Origin of the sequence: Nostoc sp. NOS(2021), assembly GCF_017115025.1 — a bacterium.
Taxonomy (GTDB): Bacteria; Cyanobacteriota; Cyanobacteriia; order Cyanobacteriales; family Nostocaceae; genus Nostoc.
This window is the reverse complement of the sequence record NZ_JABXKM010000059.1, coordinates 1-20823: the sequence shown is the minus strand read 5'-3', so window position 1 is coordinate 20823 and position 20823 is coordinate 1. Positions and strand designations below refer to the sequence as shown.

Here is a 20823-nt window from a genome sequence, read left to right as displayed (position 1 = left end):
ACCCCTTAATCCCCTCCCCGCAGGCGGGGAGGGGAGACAAAGCGCAGCTTTGGCGGGGTGGGGTTCTTCGGGTTTAATAAGTAATCAACCGGACATGATATGACATTAACCTAATCCTTTTGATTTGCGAAACTCCTGGACAACATCTTTAATATCACGTAATTCACCCTCAACTAAATAGTTTAGTTTTCGCATTTCATCTGCTGAAATCTTGCCAGCAAGTTGAGCGATCGCTTTTCTTAATTCGGGATATTTTTTTAATATTTCTTGTCGGACAATTGGCGTAGCTTCGTAAGGTGGAAAATAGTGTTTATCATCCTTTAGTACAACTAAACCCAAGCGAGAAATCTGTCCGTCAGTGGAATTTCCCGCCACCATATCCACTTGTTTTTGAATCAAAGCACGATATATTAAACCCAAGTCCATAATTTGGGGTGGTTTAGCAAAACGTAAATCATAAGTTTTAGCTAATCCGGCAAAACCATCATCCCGTTCTAAAAATTCGTAACCGAAACCGCCGCGCCACTGTGGTGTATATTGAGTAGCTTGGGAGAGAGTTTGAATATTGTTCCGCTTGGCATCTTCACCCCGGACAATCATCGCAAAAGTGTTTTCAAAACCCAAGCTTGGCATTACTTCCAGATTGAATTGCTGGGCGTATGCTTGTTTTAACTTCTCATAAACTTCTTTGGGGTCATTAACTGCTTTTTGCTTTAAAATTCCAGTAAAAGCTGTGCCTGTATACTCAATATAGGCATCAATCTTGCCAGCAGTAATAGCACTATGACAAACAAAAGAACCACCCAGACGGGGACGACGAGCCACTTTTAAATTAGTTGTCGCCTCAATTTGTTGTGCTAACAGTTCACCTAAAATATCTTGTTCGGTAAAATCTTTGGAAGCAACAATAATATTGCCATTGCTGCTACTATTTAAATTCGGTGTGCAGCTAGTGGTTACCAGTAACAAAGCAAAAGTTAAAAAGCAAAGTGTTAAAAATCTTTTCATTAGAGACTATTTATAAATTAAATCTTAAGTAGGGTGTGTTATGGCTTTAGCCTAACGCACCGCTAAGTAGAGCGGCGTGAATAATTCAAGGTTTGTAGTAAGGACTTTAGTCCTAATTTGAGGGGTGGAGGCGCTCACTACGAACTCATCTCAAGATTTTTTACATTACTTAATCTACTTTGATTCATTCTCACCTACTTACTTATGTAAGATAGTGCGTTAGGCGCTCATGTCACGTTTTTTGTTACAAATAATATCGAAACATGAATGACCTCTAACTTGTTTAATTTTTAATTTTTAAATTATTCTCCAACCAGCCAATTGCAAAGTCCGCCAGTAATGCAATTACCGCCGCCGGAACTGCACCAGCTAAAATTAACTGATCATTCACTACTGATATGCCGCGAAAAATAAAAACTCCCAAACCACCAGCACCAATCGCTGCTGCAATGGTTGCAATCCCAATGGCAATTACCGTTGCTACTCGCACTCCTGCTAAAATTACTCCCATTGCCAAGGGAATTTCAACTTGCAATAACAATTGTCTATCTGTCATCCCCATCCCTCTCCCAGCTTCCCGAATCGCTGGATCTACGCCAGTAATACCTGTGTAAGTGTTACGAATTATCGGCAGCAGAGAATATACAATCAAGGCAACAATTGCTGGTACTGCACCAATTCCGCCAATTATGGGAACCGGAATGAGTAAGCCAAACAGCGCCAAACTAGGAATAGTTTGGAGAATATTCGCTATGCCGAGAATTGGTTGGCGCAGATAAGTTTTACGTGTAATTAAAATACCTAATGGAATGCCTACAAGTATGGCAATTGCGATCGCAATCCCTACCAAAAATAGATGTTCTAGAGTATGCTGAAGAATTTCTGGGGCATACTTAACGAGGAAGAAATTTTTCATAAAGTGTTTTACAAGGAACGCAGACATTGGAGAAAGGCAAGGCTTTCTGGGTGTTGCGATCGCATAAATTCATCTGTCGTCCCCAATACTACCAATTCTCCGTCATACATTAAACCAATTCTCGATGCCAAAATAAAGGCTTCTTGAATATCATGAGTGACAAAAACAACTGTCTTGCCTAATTCCTGTTGCAAATGCCGAAACTCTTGTTGAAGTTCTAGGCGCGTAATCGGATCGAGTGCGCCAAAAGGTTCATCCATCAACAACACTGGCGGATCTGCTGCTAAAGCCCTAGCTACACCGACTCTTTGCCTTTGTCCTCCCGAAAGTTCGTGCGGGTAACGCTGGGCGAATTGTGCCGCTTCTAAGCCCACCAATTGCAACAATTCATAAACCCGCATTTTAATTTGTTTAGGTTGCCAACCTTCCAAAGAAGGGACTAAACCCACATTGCGTTCTACAGTGAAATGGGGAAATAAACCAATTTCTTGAATTACGTAACCAATCTTGCGCCGCAGTTTAATTTCATCCCATTGAGTAGTCGGAATACCATCAAATAAAACTTCGCCTTGTGTGGGTGTGAATAGGCGATTAATTAACTTCATTGTTGTAGTTTTGCCACTACCACTGCGCCCAAGTAATACGAGTGCTTCTCCTTGATGAATGGTGAAATTGAGATTTGACACCAAAGGGCGATGATTGCGGCTAAAGGTGACATCACGGAATTCGACGGCGGTTTGGTTATTTTGCGGCATGAGTGGCTTTTGGTGGACGCTAGCTATATGTATTATGTGCTGATTTTGCTAGCGTGTTAACGCCCGATTTGCCCTATTCAGCTTTTGTAAGTGCTAGCAATAATTATCCTAAAGCTTTACAGTAGGGGGAGATCAGAAAGTGCGGACAGTAAAAAGCAATAGGTCTAAGAGGATGTTTGAAAAGTCCTGTACTCGGTAATAAAACGTTCTAGATCCCCCTAAATCCCCCTTAAAATGGGAGACTTTAATTCCAGTTCCCCCCTTTTTAAGGGGGGTTAGGGGGGATCAACAAGTGCCTAAAATCACAGCTAACTACTTTTCAAACAACCTCTTAGCGGTTTGCCGTAGACATCGCGTTCAGAGAAAATGGATAAAGTCGAGCTAAAGGCGATCGCATTTTTTACCAGATGCGTGACCATAATATTTCTGACAATAACACTGGCTACGTAGGCAAGACCAACTCAGGCGTAGGCGTAGCCCGCCGTAGGCATCGCAGATCGCACTAATCGTCAGTTAAGCAAATCCAATTGCTGCGATCGCACCCCAGAAAGATGAGCGCTTGACAAAAATATAACTGTTAAAATCAGCATAACGGTGTCAAAGTGCGAAAAAAACACACCCAATAGGAGAAAAATGCCAGCCATTGTTAAACTACAACTCTCCTTAGAAACTTTAGCAGAAGCGATATCTTCCCTTGATTTAACAGAAAAACGTCAACTTCAAGAGCTAATTGAGCAACAAATTTTTGAAGCCGAAGAAGCTTTGTATGAAGACGATGCAGAAACACAGGCAGAAATTCAAGCCGTTCGCGCTGAGTATAGCGGTGGTGAGTCTGTGACTATAGATGAATATCTTGCTAACTGCTTAGAGCAGAGATAATGAGTTATTTGTATGATTATAAATTCAGTAATTATTTATGGAGAGCTACTAGCGTTGTCTCTTGTGGAAGTGCGATCGCTTTTTGCCTATAAGATCAATCTACACATCTAATACACTACTCACCAACAAGTCTAAGTGCTGACTCCAAAACTTGTGTACTGACTCTAAAACCAACCTGAATCAGTTGTTCAAAAATCGGTTTAGCGGCTTCTACCTTACCTTCCCGTTTTGCAAGCAGAATAACACCGAGAGTTCCCCGCACCGGAATCTCTAAAGCAAGTGCTGCGGTTTTTGCGGCGCGATCGTCTAAAATTGCTTCATAGCCAGGATTGTTATATATCCAGGTGAGAACGTGACTCTCTCCTAAACCAAGACCCCATGCAGCAATCACTAGATCAACTTGTTCCACATCTTGAATATAGCTAGTTCCTTCATTCAAAATCCAGAGTTTTGCAGGGTCATTATCCGGTGCAATGCAGATTTCTTGAACAACACCGCTAGGAATGACAACCTTACTACAAAGTTCTGAGAGCAAATGAACTTGGTTAATCTTAGTCAGCACAATCAATGGAGAAGCATTTACAACCCATTGTCTAGTCACGCGCTAACTCCTGGGCTAATTCTTCAGGAGTTACTTGAAAAGGTGAAACATTATAGCGATCGAGTGCTTCTAGAAATTGGTGACGGCTAACTCCGGCAATTTCAGCAGCCTTAGATTGGGAAAGCATACCAACTTCATACCATTTGACAGCAGCCGCTAAACGCATCTCTTGAACAAACGTTTCTGGGTTACTGCGGAGTGCTGAAAAAACATCATTTGGAAGTTCGATGTTAATTTGGATGGTCATAAATTCAGTATTATTTATAGAGAGCTAATAGCGTGGTCAAGAAGAACAATCAAATACTACCATTACTAACAAAGGCTGACAGAGAAAAGTTAAAAAGCTCATTGCCAAGGATAACCCCTGGCGATCGCTCATCGACAGTTTAGACAATTTCTGTGGTGATTTTATGACTAATTGCGATCGGCCACTCATCGAGACCAGAGAGAGTTTGTAAATGTGATACTTCGTATTCCTGTGCTGTTGTTAGAGAACTGGGTTGAGTCGCTGCAAAAGTATAGGATCGCACTTTGTTTAAAACTATAAATCTTCCATCCCTGCATCCCCTTATACCAATTAACAAAAATCAGGCTACAGATGCAAGTCTGTAAACTCAAATTAAATCTAACTCTCTTAAATTACGAATTACGAATTACTTCCACCATCGTGCCACATCCACAATAGCACGGGCAATTTCTACCGTTGCTGCTTCACCACTTAATGCAAAGATAACCAAAATTAATGCCTCTATATCACCTAGCAAGTTAGGGCGAGTCCGAAGAGATAGCTCATGAAGTGTATCTTGCCAAAGGGGAAAAAGTTCAACATTTGGCATTTGTGATAGACCGGAAGCTAAGGCACTCAAGGCAATGCTGCGATATCTCTGATAGTGAATCGTCCCGGCAGCAACTAGCGCTTCTGGCAATAACTCTGGTGGCAGTTTGTCAGCTAAGGCGCTCAAAGCATTGGTGCGATACTCTTGATTGTGAATTGCCCTAGCAGCAACTAGCGCTTCTGACAAAATTTGTGGCAGTTTGTCAGCTAAGGCACACAAAGCAGAGGCACGATACTGCTCATCTTGAATAGTCCTTGCAACAGCTAGCGCTTCTGGCAACAACTCAAGTGGTAGTTTGTCAGCTAAGGTATTCAAAGCAGAAGCACGATACCGCTCATCTTGAATAGTCTTTGCAACAGCTAGCGCTTCTGGCAATACTGATGAGTCTTTGTCAGCTAAGGCACTCAAAGCAGAGTCCGAAGATGGCAAGAAGTTGCTTCTACACTCGTAGGTTTAAAGCTATAGTCTCCTAGTGCTTGCACCCAGCCACTAATTAAAGAAAGCACATTGGGGTCTTGACCTAAAGTTGCCCAAAGAATGCCATCACAAAAACGAGATTGTACCGAGGCATCATGGGCTAAAGCCATCGCTAAAGTTGATTTGCCCACAGAACCCAAGCCGTGAATCGCAGTAATTACCAAAGTGCGATTACTTGATGACTCTGTGAGGAGGCGAGTTTTTAAATCGTTGCTGTATTCTGGGCGTTCTACAAAGTGTTGGGGTAAGGGTGGTGCTTGCAACAGTGCAAGTTTAATTTGGGCTGTAACTGTAACACCTTCATCTTTGGTAAGATTATCTGCTAATTCTTTTGATTTCTTTGGTCTATTCTTTTCCCATGCCTCATCAAACCGTTTCAGGTTCTTTTCTCTATCCTTTGACCATAGCTTGAGTGTAAAGTGCCAGTCCTCAGAACCTTGAGTTTGGATACGGTTATCTTCCAGAATCTTCAAGAAATCCTTCAGCAAATTCAGCGCTTCTCGAATTTGCGTTTTAGTTAGCTTGCCAGAATATTTGTCTTTTTGTGTCAACAACTCTAACGTGACTAACGTAGTCTGCACAATCAGCTTGGCCTTAGCGCTGTCTTCTTCTTTCCAGTCGTACTCAATTTTAAAGTTACCGTCCTCAAATTCCCCATCAGCAAAACAAAGCAACGCCTCAAGCAGACGCTTGACTCGCTTTTTAGGTTCAGGGCCATAAGTTTGTCGCGGCATTGCATTTAAAAAATTGAGTAAGAAATTTAGGGCTACCCCAAATCGGAACTACCACCCCAAACTTATGTAATCCAGATTCTAAGGCATTTTCAGCAAGATTAGGGTATTTGCTTAGGGAGACAACCCCAAAGAGAAGCTGTATCTATCAACTCTTTGGGGTACAAACAAATGCAAGGCAAGCGTCAAAATATTCTTGGTAAAACTATTGCTTTATTACTGGCAATGCAACTATTCTTAATTGGTTTACAAGCTAAAAGCCGGATTGACCAAGGTAACTCAACCCTTGAGGCGTTAACGTGGATGATTCAACAATATATTCCAGTACTGGTTAAAATTCGTAGCTTGCAGGATAAAAAGGAGAAAAACGATTCTCCAAAGCTCAAAAGTAAAAGATAAAGTGGTAGGGTGTATTAGGTGGAACGCCGTAACGCACCGCAATAGATATTCAAATGGTGCGTTGCGCTTTCCAACAACGCACCCTACTAATTAAGACTCCATCTCGGCTAATTCTAACCAGCGTTCAGTCGCCACATCGATCGCTTCCTTGAGCTTTTCCACATGATTATAGAGTTTTTGGACTTGGCTATAATTCCCCGCAGAAACATTCGCTAGTGTTTTCTCGGTTTCTGCTTTCTCAGCTTCTAACTGGGCAATTTTACCTTCCAACTGCTCAAATTCTTTTTTTTCCCAGTTGGATAACCGCCGCCGCTTTGTATTCTCTACATTTTTGGGCGAAGACGTAACATTTTGGACTTCGACATTTTTGGGCTTCTCCTTAGCATTAGCAGCTTGTTGCTGTGCTTCTTCAGCCTTCTTAAAGTCGAGATAAACTGAGTAATTACCTGGATATTGCCGGAGATTACCGCCTTCTTCAAAGGAAAATACTGTATCGATGGTGCGATCGAGAAAGTAGCGATCGTGAGAAACTACAATTACACATCCGGCAAAATCTTCTAAATAATCCTCTAATATTGCCAACGTCTGAACATCTAAATCATTTGTCGGTTCATCTAAAATCAAGACATTGGGCGCACTCATCAGCACCCGCAACAGAAATAAACGGCGTTTTTCACCACCAGAAAGTTTACTAATTGGGGCATACTGTTGATTACCAGGAAACAGAAACCGCTCTAACATTTGAGAAGCAGTAATTTGAGTACCATCGATAATTTTGACAAATTCTCCTTCTTCTTTGATGTAGTCAATCACGCGCTGATTTTCGTTCAATGCTGTGAGCAATTCTTCAGAATGCTGGTCAAAATAACCGATGTGAATTGTAGTACCAATTTCTGCAATGCCAGAATCTGGTTTAACCCGCCCAGTAATCATATCCATTAAAGTAGATTTACCAGCACCATTAGCGCCGATGATGCCAATGCGGTCTTCTGGGCTAAACTCGTAAGTAAAATTATTAATCAGAGTACGTCCATCATAGGCTTTAGAAATTTGATTTAATTCAATAACTTTTTTGCCAATGCGACGACCAACTGTCGAAATATCAACTTTACCCTGAACTTGTTTAAACTCAGTATCCCGCAGAGTGTGAGCGCGGTCAATTCTAGCTTTTTGCTTAGTACTTCTGGCTTTCGGCCCTTTTTTGAGCCATTCTAACTCGCGCCGCAACACACCTTGGTGTTTACGTTGACTACTTACGGCAGATTCTTCAGCTAAAGCTTTCTTTTCCAGGTAATATGAATAGTTACCTGTATAGGTGTAAATGTCGCCTCGGTCAATTTCAATGATCCGATTGGTAACGCGATCTAAAAAGTAGCGATCGTGGGTAATGAGAAAAAGTGCGCCCCGATAGCGATTTAAATAACTTTGTAACCATTCTACAGAAAGAGCATCAAGATGGTTTGTCGGCTCATCCATGAGCAAAACATCGGGTTCTGATAGCAATGCTGATGCTAAAGCAATGCGCTTGCGATAGCCTCCAGATAAAGTGCTTATCTTGGCATCAAAGTCAGAAATTCCTAATTTTGTGAGGATGATTTTAGCATTAGTTTCTAGTTCCCAAGCACCGCTCGTATCCATCCGTTGCATCACCACAGAAAGGCGAGACATTACTTGGCTATCATCTGGATAGTGAACCAATTTATCGGACAGTTCTTCATACTCACGCACCAAAGCCATGTGTTCGCCACTGTCAGCGAAAACTTGCTCTAAAACTGTGTGGTTTTCATCTAAATCTGGCTGCTGGGATAAGTAGATAATTTTAGAACCGGAGTTGATTAAAATTTGACCGCTATCAATCGATTCTAGACCAGCGATCATTTTTAATATGGTTGATTTCCCAGAACCATTAGTACCAATTAAACCAACTTTATCGGTAGCATCGAGGCTAAAGCTAGCATCTTTTAAAATTTCCTTGATGCCAAAGTCTTTTTTTACTGATTGTAGCGTAATAATACTCATAATATTTCAGTCATTAGTTATTTTTAATTACTGAGTAGGCAAGGCAGAGACCCTACCTACATTCGCCGAATTCTATACAAATAAATCCAAGGGTAAATGTCCATACATCTCGTTGATTCCCTCTTCGTCGTCAGACTGGCAAGATACTAATACACCACGATGATGTCCAGCATAGGAATCGAGATAACACAAGCCATTTTTACCATTTAATTTGATATAAACTGGGCCTTCCGGTGTAAGTAAATTGTTTGGTGGTTCATAACCCAAAGCCAGAGAATAGGTCTTCATTGCCAGTATTCCTTCTTCTGCTGTATCAGCACAAATCCCTAAAATTTGATAATCAGCAAGGTTGGTAAGTAAAATTAAGGCACTACGAATTACTACTTTTTCTGATGGCTTGAGGACAGGGGCGATGTCTAGGCAGTTGAATTTATTCAGTAATTTTTTCGCTTCTTCGGCGGTGAGATTTTGAGGATTGGGGGTTGACATAAAGTTCGATTATTATCTTGTTGATTTTGCTGTTGTGTTTGAGTTGGGACTAGCCCAACTTACTAAGTACTCTTGACTAGAATCAAGGTTGATTTTGGACATTCCCAAGGTTGAATATGAAGGGAACACCGCTTTTTGAGTCACCACCCATAACCAGGACTTTTGGCATCTGAGCGCCGCCACTCTTCCAAGCTTCAATTGCTTCTTTTTGTAGAACCAACTGTCCTCCTTGGGCTTTGAGTGTCTCTGCTAAGAGTCTTTGAGATTCTGCCTTCCCTTTGGCGCGATTCACATCTGCTTGTGCTTCTTGTTCAGCTTCCCGTGCTACATAAACGGCTCTTTGCGCCCGCTGTTCAGCAATTTGTTTTTCTTCCACTGCTTTGGCAAATTCTGGTGAGAACGCTAAGTCAACTACGCTAGTATCTAACACAATTATCCCATATTTGTCTAAGCGATCGCCTAACGCATTATCAAAGTCTTCTTTCAATTCACTTCTTTTGGTAATTGCTTCTTCTACTGTTCTTCTGGCGGCGGCAATTTTAAATGCTTCTTGTGTCTGAGGTGCAATGATTTTTGATACAATATTTTCTAAGGTTCCTTGTTTCCTTCTCACCTCAACTACCTTTATGGGGTCGAGGCGAAAGTTAATCGCAAATCTCGCAGATAAATTTTGCAAATCCTTAGTAGAACTCTCCGCTGGCACTTCAAACTTTTGCACCGTCAAATCATACACATCTATCACGGTGATAAAAGGCGGTTTGACGTGAATTCCTTCCAATAAAGCGCCATCTCTAGCTTTACCCAAGATGCTGATCACTCCTGCTTGTCCAGGGGTGATAATGATAAAGGAATTTAGTCCGATAATCACTAGTATTGCTAACACAATTCCGAAAACTGTGGTTTGCCAATTTCCCAATTGCTGATTTTTCAAATTCCTCTCTCCATGTGGGTGATGAGTCCTATTAGCGGATAGCTAGAGTTTAGCCCGTGCTGAGTTAGGAGTTAAGAGTGATTATTTTCCTTCTTATCTCGCTTCCCCATTCCCTAGTCCCCAGTCCTGAATAAAATAGTACGGATAAATCTGAGAGTAGTAAATAGTCAAAAGTTTTGCTTTGACTTGAGTATACTCAGTTACTAGTTTAAGTTTCTCACCAGTTTGTCTAAATCAAGTCTTTAATCTTCAGACTCAGGATGGGCTAAACCCTAGCTATCCGCTAACAGGACTCAGGACTTTGTTCCGTGATAATATTCAGTTGCACAAAACTAGAATCTCCCTATCAATAGGGTTTGAGACGCGCTAACCCCGGATCAGTTAGCAAACTTTGAAAACCATCGTTGCAAACATAAGGGATATGCAAATTACAGATATAGTTGTCATTGGTAGCGGTATTGGCGGTTTGAGTTGTGCTGCTCTTTTGGCACGATATGGCTTTGATGTGATAGTCTGCGAAAGCCACTCCATTGCTGGAGGTGCTGCCCATACTTTTGAGCGCAATGGTTTCAAATTTGACTCAGGGCCGTCCCTTTATTCTGGATTGTCTTACAGCCCCTCTGCGAACCCCCTGCGACAAGTGCTAGATGCCATTGGCTCTGAGTTACCATGCGTAACCTACGATACTTGGGGTTGTTGTCTGCCAGAAGGTGATTTTGATACGTCGGTTGGTGCCGAGCAATTTTGTGAAGTGCTGATGAAATTCCGTGGTGATGATGCTGTAGCCGAATGGCAGGAACTCCAGCGCGTTATGCAACCATTCGCTAGTGCAGCAACTTCTATACCACCAGCCGCATTACGCTTTGATTTTGGTGCAGCTAGAACTGTGGGTCCCTTTGTCCCATCTCTGACAAAACATGTTGCGAATATCATCAAGCTGACAGGCCCTTTCAGCCGGATTATGGATGGCGTTGTCAAAGATCCGTTTACCCGAAATTGGCTCAATTTACTGTGTTTTCTGCTTTCTGGGCTACCAGCAGATGGTACTAGCGCCGCAGAGGTAGCATTTATGTTTGCCGACTGGTATCGACCAGATGCAGTACTTGAATATCCGATTGGTGGTAGTGGTGCTTTAGTTGACACCCTTGTACAAGGATTGGAACGTCACGGTGGGAAGCTGATACTGGGCGCTCATGTGGAGCAAGTGCTTGTAGATGGTAATCGCGCGGTGGGTGTGCGTCTGCGCGATCGCCAAGAAATTCGGGCGCGTCGGGCAGTGATTTCTAATGCCTCGGTTTGGGACACACTGAAGCTACTACCAGAAAAGGCAGTACCTAAACAGTACCGCACCAAACGACAAGCAACGCCTGAGTGTGATAGCTTTATGCATCTACATCTAGGCATTGATGCTCAAGGATTACAGTCAAATTTGCGGTGTCATTACATCGTGGTCAATAACTGGGAATTGGGCATCACAGCACCTCAGAATGTTGTAGTAATATCAATTCCTTCAATTCTCGATCCATCCCTAGCACCAGCAGGTAAGCATGTAATTCATGTGTATACTCCTGGTAATGAGCCGTATGCTCTATGGCAGGGAATGGATCGAAGGAACCAAGAATATGCCGAACAAAAGCGATCGCGTGCAGAAGTAATGTGGCAAGCGCTACAGCGAATCATTCCAGATATTCGCTCTCGTTGCGAAGTCACACTTGTTGGTACACCTCTAACCCACGAGCGTTTTCTCCGCCGTCACCAAGGTTCCTACGGCCCAGCAATTCCGGCTGGATCTAGTATGTTCCCTGGCCCCAGCACACCTCTACCAGGACTGATGTGCTGTGGAGACTCGACATTTCCCGGTATTGGTTTACCAGCAGTCGCCGCCAGTGGGATGATTGCCGCGAATACACTTGCACCTGTTAATAAGCATTTAGCTATGCTTCAGGATATCAGGTGCATTTAATTTTTTGAGTATAAAATCTAGTTGCCAAGAGAGCCGCACCTGCTACCAAAGTTGCTAGTACACTGTCAGGTTCAGGTACGGCAGCAACTTGAGCATCAATTCGTGCAGTTCCAGCAAACAAACCAGCCAAGTCAGGCTTTTTCAAAATACTAGCAAACTCAGGAGAAATCAACAATTTAACATCAGGGATGGTTAAATTTTGGCCATCAAATGCCACAGGCCCCGGAGCGCTTAAATCAAACAAAATTGTATTTAAAGAAAATGTGTCTCTTAAAACAAGTCCGCTAGCACCTGTGACAGTACGTTCTGGAGCAAAACCTATTGAAAACTCACCAACAGTAATTTGATTATTGAAGGTAACAGTACCAGTATGCTCGATTGTACCTGAGAGCGGAGTAAAACCGCCCTCGTCACTGAATGTAAAGTTGGTGGCTGAGTCGATGTTGAAGCCAACTAAATAATTGCTGGGAATTGGTGCAACTGTATTATTAGTACCTGTCAAGTTTAACCCGATACTTCTAAGAATATCCTCGTGGTCACGATCAATGCTGGTGACTCCAGATATCACTTTAAAAGTTGCAGCTTCTACCTGTATGGGTGCAATTGATATAAAAGCTGCTGTCGTACAACCAAGAATCCCTGCAAACTGATAAAAACGCATAGCTTCTCCTTATCTTCGTAGTTTATTTTATCTAAAAAAGCGATCTTTATTAATCCAAAAACTTAGGCATTCCCGCTAAAAAACAAGCCTTAAAAGATAAAAAAATACTATAGTAAGCAACTATAAAGTTAATATCAAAATTTAACTCATACAGTTACAAATACAAAGTTAAGTAGGTGGGCAAAAATAAATATCATTGCTTAAGATGAAGCGTCAGGTATGAAGTATAAGGCATTAGGGATAGAAGATGAGAAAAATATAGTTACGTTTAATTATGTCCAATGCCAATTATTTAGCCTTCATGATAAATTTACTTGCTACCACGTCTGACTATCTTTAGCAAACTAATGCAACTTTTGGAGTTTCTGCAAATCCTTCTGGTGCGGACTAAATGCCGTTAGGATCAACGTAAAAGCCCTTTGACAATGTGTGCAGATTTTTTTCTGCCTTCAACTATTCGCTATATAAATCTTTCAGCTTTTTTTATGTGAGTTTTTTCCTAACTAAATTATCCGAGAAGTATTGCATTATTTACTAAAGGTTAAGAGAAAAGTTAATTATGTAACTCAAAAATTAAATTATATCTATTTATTTTTTTATAGAAATACTTTGATTGTGACAAAATCTAGTTAACATTAATTAGCTTGATTAATATTATCTGGTTAGAATCTTCATGTTTTATTCTCACCGTTTGCGACTGCCATCAAAATATTTCAATATTCTCATTGCAGTACTAACCTTTGTTTTGTTTCTCTGGTTAACTCCTGTAGTTGCTCAAGCATTAACTAAAGCTCCGGTTATTTTGGATGGGCAACAGCTTTTTCAGATCAGCGATTCTGGTCAGTATAGCGCTCAAGAACGGGCAAGTTTAATCAACTCACAGCTAAAAAATGTGATTTTAGCTGATAAATCTATTCAAGTTAAAATTGAAAAACGCAACCAGCTACCTACTATTTTGCTAAATGACCGCTATCTGTTAACAGTTACAGAACAAGATACTGTTCCAGGTAGCACACTTGATGAGCAGGCAACCATTTGGGTGCAGCAAATTGAAGAAGCGTTACAGCAAGCTCATTTAGAGAGAACTAGAACCTATCTCCAACAAACAACTTTTGTAGCAGCAGCAATTTTATTTATAACTGCTGGATTCAGTTGGCTATTGGGATGGATTAAGCATCACTTTTTCCGAGCTGCATCACAACGCTTAACTACTCCTACCAACGCCATTCCTAATTCAGAACCACTTAAAGTATTAGAATTATTTCTCAAATTAGTGTTGGCGAGTATACGGTTCGGGCTTTGGGTGAGTACTGTTCTTTATATCACTAATCTCTTTCCTTTCACTCGTCAATGGAGCTACCAGATTTCAAACATTCTGATTACCAGTTTCACATCACCTATTCTGACATTAGGGAAGAATCCTTACTCTATTACTGAATTAATAATTTTGATTGGTTTATTGTTCGGCTTAGTTATCTTTGCTGGAACTGTAACCAATTTTTTACGTTCTCGCATTCTATATTTTCCTGGAATCAATCGTGGCGCTCAAGAAGCGATTGTAATACTTTTCAAATATGGTCTGATTTTTATTGGCACACTGGTACTGCTACAAATCTGGGGGCTTGACATTAGCTCTTTGACAATCTTAGCAAGTGCTTTAAGCGTTGGAATTGGCTTTGGCTTACAGGATATTGCTAAGAATTTTGGCAGTGGTTTAGTACTAGTATTTGAGCGTCCGATTCAGGTTGGAGATTTTGTGGAAGTTGGGGAATATACAGGTATTGTCGAGCGAATGGGTGCAAGAAGTACCGAGATTCGTACTCTTGACCACGTTTCAATCATTGTACCCAACTCTCGCTTTTTGGAAAAAGAAGTAATCAACTGGAGCCATCGCAACCCGATTTCTCGCCTTCATCTCCCCGTTGGCGTTGCTTATAGTTCAGATCCCAAAGCGGTGCAAGCTGCTCTGCTAGAGGCAGCTTCTAAACATCCTAATGTATTGCAGGCTCCTTCTCCTCTAGTGCTGTTTAAAGAGTTTGGTAACAACGCCTTAAATTTTGAGCTATTAGTATGGACTGCGGAACCTAATAAACAATTTTTGCTCAAAAGTGATTTATACTACATTATTTACGAAGTATTACAGCAACGACAAATTGAAATTCCTTTTGCTCAGTTAGATTTACATATGCGTTCTGGCACGTTGGAATTTACGCCAGAAATGCAGTTAGCTTTCATACAAATGTTTGAACGATTGTCAAACAATAATCTAAAATCTAAAATCTAAAATCCCAAATTGTGTGACACCTTTAACCGAGATTACCGCTGCCACCGACTTGAGTTGCGCCCTCAGATACAGGAGGGTGATAGGTCATAGACTGCAACCCTAAGCGACCAGGGCCAGTAAAGCGGTTAAGAGTGAATGAAATGCCGCCAAGCATTACCCCAATTGCTCCGAAGATGCCACCACTAGATTGCAGCGCCGTTACTGTCTCCATCTTCACTGATGAGTCTTTCCACAACCATGCGCCTGGTTCTACATCTAACATCTCTCCAGGAGCAAGGTACTTTTCAAAAACATTGCCGTAACCGTGGATCAAAAGTAGTCCCCCTTCTCGCTGACCAATGAAGCGATCAATGAATAACCCGCCACTGCGGCTGAAAAAGAGGTTTGCCAGTCCTCGCTGGAAAAAGAAACTGTATTCAACATTGCTGGTAGCTAGCAAAAACTGATGTTCGCGCACATCCACTGTCTGTCCCCGCTCTAATTGCAGCACCACAATCTGTCCTGGGGCCTCACGAGAGAAAGCAATATTCCCTGGCCCATGTGCTTCACTGATAAAAATTTGCAGTCCGGCAAAGAAACGCTTGGCTGCCCCTTTTAAACCTTTGACACCGAGCCGAACATTGGGGTGTTTCCACAGTAGAATATGATGTTCAAAGTAAATTGATTGCTGTTGTCCTAGATGGACATCTACTACAGGTACTACTTCTCCTTCTATTCTTAAATTTAAGTCACCGGAATGAAAGGTTTCTTGGGGATTTCTCAATTCTGGTATCGGTTCACCGCTGAAGTCAGTCATAGTATAGTATGATCTCACAGATGGTTTAAAGGAAAATCACTTAGCCTAACTATAACGATCTCATTAACAGGATTGCCGCAAGCGCTACAGAACTCGTTATATCATGTCCGGTAAATTAGTTGTGATATGTCATTGCGTTGGCGTAAGCCTTCCCGTAGGTTACGGAACGTTCGCGGTAGCGTCTCGTAGAGAAGTACAGTGAAGCAATTCGCTTGCGGTTTGGGATTGCAACTCTTGGAGACGCTCCGCGAACGCTTCTCTTCTCTACGAGAGGCTGCGCCAACGATCGCAATTGACTTGTGTTTAACCGGACATGATATTACAGAGTGGGTATTAATGGTTGCAATCGGCGCAGAGATTTGTCATTACCGAAGAAGGTAAAAAAGATTTATGGAGATATCTGCATTATCATTTTCGCTTCTGAATAACCCTCTTTTGTCAGTTTGGGAGAACCAAATCGCTGAAAGCCTTTCGGGGCTTTAGTTTCCACTTTGAAGCCAGAAATTTTAGTTACTGTTAGAAAATAAAAGCTCAAAGCTTGATTAAATCAAAGTTTCAGAATCTCGCTTCCATTATTGTTTTCCGAGAGTGACAAAACAGGGTTAGTGGCTGGTTTGCAGTCCACTTAAGTGGACTTAAGCTATTAGCCAAGAAATTTATTTCTTGGCGGGAGATTGGGCAGATGCAAGATATAAGTAAACAAACAACACGCCCACCCCCTACTCGCCTATGAACAATAAGGGTGTTAGGATATCTTTCACCAGCTGAATCTGACTTATGAAATTAGTTTGCTCCCAAAGCGATCTCAGTACAAACCTCTCACTCGTCAGTCGTGCAGTACCTTCACGGCCAACTCATCCAGTACTTGCCAATGTGCTGCTACAAGCGGATGCTGAAACTAACCAAGTAAGCTTAACAGCCTTTGATCTCAGCTTGGGAATCCGCACCAGCTTTAACGCTGAGGTCTGGCAAGGAGGCGCGATCGCACTTCCTGCTAAGTTACTTGTAGATATTACCTCTCGTCTTCCAGAAGGCGAAATCACTCTAGACGATGAATCAGCCCTCACAAGTGCAACATCTACTGGGGAAGGTTTAATAGTCACACTCACACCCAAGAGTGGACATTACCAAGTACGAGCAATGGGGCCTGAAGAATTTCCCGAACTACCTATAATTGAAAATACGGAAGTAATCTATCTCACCACCACCGCATTAATTGAGGGCTTACGCGGTTCATTATTTGCTACCAGTGCTGATGAAACCAAGCAAGTACTCACCGGAGTGCATTTAACAGTTAAACAAGATACCCTAGAATTTGCAGCTACCGACGGACATCGCCTAGCAGTGGTAGAAACTAGCAACGAGCGTCCTCTAGGCGGAACTAGTCAACTAGAAGTGACAGTACCAGCTAGAGCATTACGCGAACTCCAACGAATGCTAGCTCATAGCGCCTCATCAGATGAACCTGTAGCTTTATATTTCGATCAAGGTCAAGTTGTATTTGCATGGCAAAATCAACGCTTGACTAGTCGCACATTAGAAGGGCAATATCCTGCTTATCGACAACTAATCCCGCGCCAATTTGAGCGAAAAGTAACAATTGAACGGCGACAATTTGTCAGCACTTTGGAACGGATTGCTGTGCTAGCCGATCAGAAAAATAATATTGTCAAGGTTAGTATTGACAGCGAAGCCCAAGAAATTACCTTATCTTGTGAAGCTCAAGATGTAGGCAGTGGTAGAGAGTCAATGCCGGCACAGATTTCTGGTGAAAATATTGAAATTGCTTTCAACATTAAATATTTGATGGAAGGCTTGAAAGAATTACCATCTTCCGAAATTCAAATGGAATTGAATCAAAGCCTAACTCCAGTAATTTTTACGCCACTGGGCGGTTTGAAAATGACCTATTTAGCTATGCCGGTGCAACTTAGAAGTTAAAAAGAATAGTATAAACTCAACAAACGCTTTATTACCCAATAGACATAGGAGTGAAAATTAATTCTGCGTTACTCAAAATCCTTGGTAGGCACAATTCATGAATTGTGCCTACGCCATTTTAGGAAATGTATAATACGCTTGGGTTAAGATTTGAAGGCAAGCGACGCTTGCCTCTCTCCCCACTATTACGATTATCATTCTTATGCAGATTTATTTCTCTACTTAGACGTATTGACAAAATTTACTCACAGCCTAACCTTTTCCTCCCTTTATTTATTTTTAATAAAATAAAAATAGTCACATTTTATACGGGTGATAATAAGTAAAAAGCTTTAGATAAGTAGTAAAATTTTAAGTGTTTTCTAACATGAAAATATGGTAATTTTACGCATAGTCAGTTTGGGATTGCTTTTTGCTACCTTTCCAATGTTTTTGCTGCTAACCAGCAAAGGTCGATTTTTGCTCAAATCGATGGTAGTGCAGATCAAGCAGGGAATTCGGAGTTTACTAAAAAATCTCAAATTATGGTCTTTTAATGACCAAGAGTCTCGTGGAGCATCATCTAAATTTCCAGTTGATCCTAAGCCTAAAAGGGAGGAATCTGGTTATGTAAAACCTAACGGGATAGTATCAAGACCGTCAAAAACTATAACAATTGCTGCGATCGTTGTGGCAGCAGTAATAGCTGGAAATACTGTATCTGCTCAAGTTACGGCGTTGCCACCTCTAGCTTCTCTCAAGACTGTTTCGGTTCCAGAGCCTGATAATCTTGGAGACTTTGTAAAAGACAAAGTAGCCGCCATTAAGTTAGGAAAGGCTCTTTTTTGGGATATGCAAGTTGGTAGCGATGGAAAAACCTCCTGTGCTACTTGCCATTTCCATGCCGGAGCCGACAGCAGATCAAAAAATCAGATATCTCCTGGTCTGCTGCGAATCAACGCCAATGGCACAGAAAACCCAGATACGGTTTTTAATGTCGGGGGTGGGCCGAACTACCAGCTCAAGCCAGAAGATTTTCCCTTTCACAAGTTGTCAAATCCAAATGATCCGACAACAGTTGTGTCTGACCGGAATGATATCGCCTCCTCTCAAGGAGTTATCAATACCAAGTTTGTTGATGTAATACCTGGTAATGCAGAAGACCAAGTAACGCTTGAACCAGATCCGGTGTTTAACGTGGGAGGTGTAAATGTACGTCGCGTCGAGCCACGTAACGCGCCAACTGCGATTAATGCAGTATTTAACTTCCGCAACTTCTGGGACGGTAGAGCGCAAAACATCTTTAATGGAGTGAATTCCTTTGGTTTGAGAGATTCTCATGCTTCTGTCGTGAAAGCACAGACTCCAAATCAGCTAAAATTTGTCAAAGTCAGCCTCAATAATTCGTCTTTAGCTTCTCAAGCAGTCGATCCACCACTTAGCTCCTTCGAGGAATCTTCTGATGGTCTTACCTTTGAAGAAATAGGTGATAAGTTCGGATCAATTGATTACAAATCCGCCAGCGTTGGCAAGGGTAAAAAGCTCCCCAGAAAACTTGCTAAAAAGTTATTTCCTCTGAGGCCGCTAGGGAAACAACTTGTACATCCACAAGACAGTGTTTTAGGTACAGATAGCAGATGGCCTGAACCCGGACTGAGAAATAAAAGCTATGATCGCCTAATTAAAGATGCCTTCAAGCCGGAGTGGTGGAAGTCTAATCAACTGATTCAAGTTGATGCTAAGGGTGTCAGAACTTTTGTTAAGAAACCGGATCGCTCTTTGGAAACCAATGAGTACAGGTTAATAGAGTACAACTTCTCGCTATTTTTTGGGCTGGCAATTCAAATGTACGAATCTACGCTCATCGCTAACGATACCCCACTTGATCGCTTCTTGGAAGGAAACACCACTGCCCTAACTGGGCAACAACAACGGGGGAAACAACTGTTCGAGGGTAAAGCTCAATGCAACTTTTGTCATAATGGGGCAGAACTTAGCAGTGCTTCTGTGAGTTCTGTGCAGAAACAAAGGATTGGGATTCTTAACATCCCTAATTTGAGCAGATTCGTCTTTGACAATGGCTTTTTCAATATCGGCATCAGACCGACATTGGAAGATGTTAGTGTTGGAGGTAATGACCCATTTGGGAATCCGCTTTCGGAAACGAAACTGGCTCTACTGGGAACTTTCCAGCAACTTCTCGGTTCCCCATCCAACACCACAGTTAGCTCTAAGGACACAATACTTGCGGATGGCAGTTTCAAAACTCCTGGACTCCGCAATGTCGAACTGACTGCCCCTTATTTCCACAATGGTGGTTCTTTAACTTTGCAGCAAGTGGTAGACTTATACAGTCGTGGCGGAGACTTCCGCCAGCAAAGCGCCCTTGCCGTGTTGGGACTAACTGAAGCCGAAAAAAATGACTTGGTAGCCTTCCTGAAATCGCTCACTGATGAGCGAGTCCGCTATGAAAAAGCGCCATTTGATCACCCACAACTGTTTGTTCCAAATGGACATCCGGGTGATTCTACATACGTGATCAATGATGGTACTGGCAAAGCCACAGATAGTCTACTGGAAATTCCTGCTGTTGGTAGTCATGGTGGTAATGGCACTCCAAATTTCCTCGCCACTTCCAGACAGTGGTAAATAGCGTATAATCGCTAACCTGATAACATTTCTGGTGTTGGGGATTTTTTGGTCGGGGAAACCCAGCACTAGCTCCCCAACACCGAAAATTATCCAAAATCTTGAAATCGGGTTGCCAGGTGCAGCGATACAGACTGACTGCTGATGGCATGAAGACCTTGATTGGTTTCTTGAGTATAATTGCAGTTGACTTATCTACACCGCACCCAGGCAACTGCCAACGCTATTGAAGTCCTCAATCCCCTTCAGCTTCATATAATGAGCGCTAAATCACCCAAACTACCCAAGATATTAACAGTTAGTTGGGCGCTTGGTTGCCTAGACGCGGAGCGGCTTGTCGCTAGATATCGCTCGTTTAGGGGGTTACTTAGACATCGACATAATATCATGTCCGGGTAATTAGTTGTGATTCCCATAGTCATTGCACCCCACCCCCAGCCCCTCCCCGCCGGCGGGGAGGGGAGATAAAGCGTAGCTTTGGCGGGGTGGGGTTCTTGGGGTTTAGTAAG

21 protein-coding genes are annotated in these 20823 nt (G+C 42.1%); 7 read left to right on the top strand and 14 right to left on the bottom strand.

Going from position 1 to position 20823, the window contains the following annotated elements:
• Positions 1-105: 105 nt before the first annotated feature.
• From HWQ41_RS06935 to HWQ41_RS06920, 4 genes are all read right to left on the bottom strand, one after another.
• Positions 106-1008: a glycine betaine ABC transporter substrate-binding protein gene (locus tag HWQ41_RS06935; RefSeq protein WP_292760937.1), complete on the bottom strand. Its 903-nt coding sequence runs from the start codon at positions 1006-1008 to the stop codon at positions 106-108.
• A gap of 283 nt (positions 1009-1291) precedes the next feature.
• On the bottom strand, positions 1292-1924 hold the full coding sequence (locus tag HWQ41_RS06930) for an ABC transporter permease (RefSeq protein ID WP_292760935.1): 633 nt from the start codon (positions 1922-1924) through the stop codon (positions 1292-1294).
• An 8-nt stretch (positions 1925-1932) separates the two neighbouring features.
• The gene (locus HWQ41_RS06925; RefSeq protein ID WP_292760934.1) at positions 1933-2679 is read right to left on the bottom strand and encodes an ATP-binding cassette domain-containing protein; all 747 of its coding nucleotides are present in this window, start codon (positions 2677-2679) and stop codon (positions 1933-1935) included.
• A 509-nt stretch (positions 2680-3188) separates the two neighbouring features.
• Positions 3189-3323 carry a hypothetical protein gene (locus tag HWQ41_RS06920; RefSeq protein ID WP_292760933.1) on the bottom strand — a complete coding sequence of 45 codons (135 nt, stop codon included), beginning with the start codon at positions 3321-3323 and terminating at the stop codon, positions 3189-3191.
• Between HWQ41_RS06920 and HWQ41_RS06915 the strand changes: the two genes are divergently transcribed.
• A complete protein-coding gene (locus HWQ41_RS06915) occupies positions 3313-3558 on the top strand; it encodes a hypothetical protein (RefSeq protein ID WP_292760931.1) in 246 nt (81 codons plus the stop codon). The genes HWQ41_RS06920 and HWQ41_RS06915 overlap by 11 nt on opposite strands.
• Before the next feature lie 115 nt (positions 3559-3673).
• Here HWQ41_RS06915 and HWQ41_RS06910 read toward each other — a convergent pair whose 3' ends face one another.
• From HWQ41_RS06910 to HWQ41_RS06890, 5 genes are all read right to left on the bottom strand, one after another.
• Positions 3674-4159: a DUF3368 domain-containing protein gene (locus HWQ41_RS06910; protein WP_292760929.1), complete on the bottom strand. Its 486-nt coding sequence runs from the start codon at positions 4157-4159 to the stop codon at positions 3674-3676.
• Positions 4152-4406: a UPF0175 family protein gene (locus HWQ41_RS06905; protein ID WP_292760927.1), complete on the bottom strand. Its 255-nt coding sequence runs from the start codon at positions 4404-4406 to the stop codon at positions 4152-4154. Before HWQ41_RS06905 ends, HWQ41_RS06910 begins: the two co-directional genes overlap by 8 nt.
• Before the next feature lie 139 nt (positions 4407-4545).
• Positions 4546-4689, bottom strand: coding sequence for a hypothetical protein (locus tag HWQ41_RS06900; RefSeq protein WP_292760926.1), 144 nt, complete (start codon positions 4687-4689; stop codon positions 4546-4548).
• Positions 4690-4812: 123 nt separating this feature from the next.
• Positions 4813-5424 (bottom strand): hypothetical protein, encoded by a 612-nt coding sequence (locus tag HWQ41_RS06895; RefSeq protein ID WP_292760924.1) that lies wholly within the window; start codon positions 5422-5424, stop codon positions 4813-4815.
• A complete protein-coding gene (locus HWQ41_RS06890) occupies positions 5400-6206 on the bottom strand; it encodes an NB-ARC domain-containing protein (RefSeq protein ID WP_292760922.1) in 807 nt (268 codons plus the stop codon). Before HWQ41_RS06890 ends, HWQ41_RS06895 begins: the two co-directional genes overlap by 25 nt.
• A gap of 168 nt (positions 6207-6374) precedes the next feature.
• Here HWQ41_RS06890 and HWQ41_RS06885 point away from each other — a divergent pair, with 168 nt between their 5' ends.
• A complete protein-coding gene (locus HWQ41_RS06885) occupies positions 6375-6602 on the top strand; it encodes a hypothetical protein (RefSeq protein WP_292760921.1) in 228 nt (75 codons plus the stop codon).
• Between the two features lie 90 nt (positions 6603-6692).
• Here the strand turns inward: HWQ41_RS06885 and HWQ41_RS06880 are convergent, their stop codons facing one another.
• The 3 genes from HWQ41_RS06880 to HWQ41_RS06870 form a co-directional block, all read right to left on the bottom strand.
• Entirely contained in the window at positions 6693-8621 is a 1929-nt protein-coding gene (locus HWQ41_RS06880) for an ABC-F family ATP-binding cassette domain-containing protein (RefSeq protein ID WP_292760920.1), read from the bottom strand.
• Positions 8622-8693: 72 nt separating this feature from the next.
• A complete protein-coding gene (locus tag HWQ41_RS06875; protein WP_292760918.1) occupies positions 8694-9110 on the bottom strand; it encodes a DUF1824 family protein in 417 nt (138 codons plus the stop codon).
• Positions 9111-9192: 82 nt separating this feature from the next.
• Positions 9193-10041: a prohibitin family protein gene (locus HWQ41_RS06870; RefSeq protein WP_292760917.1), complete on the bottom strand. Its 849-nt coding sequence runs from the start codon at positions 10039-10041 to the stop codon at positions 9193-9195.
• A gap of 421 nt (positions 10042-10462) precedes the next feature.
• On the opposite strand from HWQ41_RS06870, the gene HWQ41_RS06865 reads away from it, so the two are divergent.
• Positions 10463-12004, top strand: coding sequence for an NAD(P)/FAD-dependent oxidoreductase (locus tag HWQ41_RS06865; RefSeq protein ID WP_292760916.1), 1542 nt, complete (start codon positions 10463-10465; stop codon positions 12002-12004).
• Here HWQ41_RS06865 and HWQ41_RS06860 read toward each other — a convergent pair.
• Complete coding sequence (locus tag HWQ41_RS06860; RefSeq protein ID WP_292760915.1) at positions 11991-12665, bottom strand: hypothetical protein; 675 nt, start codon at positions 12663-12665, stop codon at positions 11991-11993. The two genes, HWQ41_RS06865 and HWQ41_RS06860, sit on opposite strands and share 14 nt — an antisense overlap.
• 673 nt (positions 12666-13338) lie before the next feature.
• Here HWQ41_RS06860 and HWQ41_RS06855 point away from each other — a divergent pair.
• Positions 13339-14949, top strand: coding sequence for a mechanosensitive ion channel domain-containing protein (locus HWQ41_RS06855; RefSeq protein WP_292760914.1), 1611 nt, complete (start codon positions 13339-13341; stop codon positions 14947-14949).
• Between the two features lie 22 nt (positions 14950-14971).
• Here the strand turns inward: HWQ41_RS06855 and HWQ41_RS06850 are convergent, their stop codons facing one another.
• Positions 14972-15745, bottom strand: coding sequence for an AIM24 family protein (locus HWQ41_RS06850; protein ID WP_292760912.1), 774 nt, complete (start codon positions 15743-15745; stop codon positions 14972-14974).
• Between the two features lie 198 nt (positions 15746-15943).
• Here HWQ41_RS06850 and HWQ41_RS06845 point away from each other — a divergent pair, with 198 nt between their 5' ends.
• From HWQ41_RS06845 to HWQ41_RS06835, 3 genes are all read left to right on the top strand, one after another.
• Complete coding sequence (locus HWQ41_RS06845) at positions 15944-16126, top strand: hypothetical protein (RefSeq protein ID WP_292760910.1); 183 nt, start codon at positions 15944-15946, stop codon at positions 16124-16126.
• 396 nt (positions 16127-16522) lie between these two features.
• On the top strand, positions 16523-17686 hold the full coding sequence (dnaN, locus tag HWQ41_RS06840; protein WP_292760908.1) for a DNA polymerase III subunit beta: 1164 nt from the start codon (positions 16523-16525) through the stop codon (positions 17684-17686).
• 375 nt (positions 17687-18061) lie between these two features.
• On the top strand, positions 18062-20314 hold the full coding sequence (locus HWQ41_RS06835) for a cytochrome c peroxidase (RefSeq protein WP_292760906.1): 2253 nt from the start codon (positions 18062-18064) through the stop codon (positions 20312-20314).
• Positions 20315-20823: the final 509 nt, after the last annotated feature.

Excerpts from the sequence above, each read along its gene's own strand:
- HWQ41_RS06935 (WP_292760937.1), bottom strand. The coding sequence starts at position 1,008 with ATGAAAAGATTTTTAACACTTTGCTTTTTAACTTTTGCTTTGTTACTG.
- HWQ41_RS06930 (WP_292760935.1), bottom strand. The coding sequence starts at position 1,924 with ATGAAAAATTTCTTCCTCGTTAAGTATGCCCCAGAAATTCTTCAGCAT.
- HWQ41_RS06925 (WP_292760934.1), bottom strand. The coding sequence starts at position 2,679 with ATGCCGCAAAATAACCAAACCGCCGTCGAATTCCGTGATGTCACCTTT.
- HWQ41_RS06915 (WP_292760931.1), top strand. The coding sequence starts at position 3,313 with ATGCCAGCCATTGTTAAACTACAACTCTCCTTAGAAACTTTAGCAGAA.
- HWQ41_RS06920 (WP_292760933.1), bottom strand. The coding sequence starts at position 3,323 with ATGGCTGGCATTTTTCTCCTATTGGGTGTGTTTTTTTCGCACTTTGAC.
- HWQ41_RS06905 (WP_292760927.1), bottom strand. The coding sequence starts at position 4,406 with ATGACCATCCAAATTAACATCGAACTTCCAAATGATGTTTTTTCAGCA.
- HWQ41_RS06890 (WP_292760922.1), bottom strand. The coding sequence starts at position 6,206 with ATGCCGCGACAAACTTATGGCCCTGAACCTAAAAAGCGAGTCAAGCGT.
- HWQ41_RS06885 (WP_292760921.1), top strand. The coding sequence starts at position 6,375 with ATGCAAGGCAAGCGTCAAAATATTCTTGGTAAAACTATTGCTTTATTA.
- HWQ41_RS06880 (WP_292760920.1), bottom strand. The coding sequence starts at position 8,621 with ATGAGTATTATTACGCTACAATCAGTAAAAAAAGACTTTGGCATCAAG.
- HWQ41_RS06875 (WP_292760918.1), bottom strand. The coding sequence starts at position 9,110 with ATGTCAACCCCCAATCCTCAAAATCTCACCGCCGAAGAAGCGAAAAAA.
- HWQ41_RS06865 (WP_292760916.1), top strand. The coding sequence starts at position 10,463 with ATGCAAATTACAGATATAGTTGTCATTGGTAGCGGTATTGGCGGTTTG.
- HWQ41_RS06860 (WP_292760915.1), bottom strand. The coding sequence starts at position 12,665 with ATGCGTTTTTATCAGTTTGCAGGGATTCTTGGTTGTACGACAGCAGCT.
- HWQ41_RS06855 (WP_292760914.1), top strand. The coding sequence starts at position 13,339 with ATGTTTTATTCTCACCGTTTGCGACTGCCATCAAAATATTTCAATATT.
- HWQ41_RS06850 (WP_292760912.1), bottom strand. The coding sequence starts at position 15,745 with ATGACTGACTTCAGCGGTGAACCGATACCAGAATTGAGAAATCCCCAA.
- dnaN (WP_292760908.1), top strand. The coding sequence starts at position 16,523 with ATGAAATTAGTTTGCTCCCAAAGCGATCTCAGTACAAACCTCTCACTC.
- HWQ41_RS06835 (WP_292760906.1), top strand. The coding sequence starts at position 18,062 with ATGGTAATTTTACGCATAGTCAGTTTGGGATTGCTTTTTGCTACCTTT.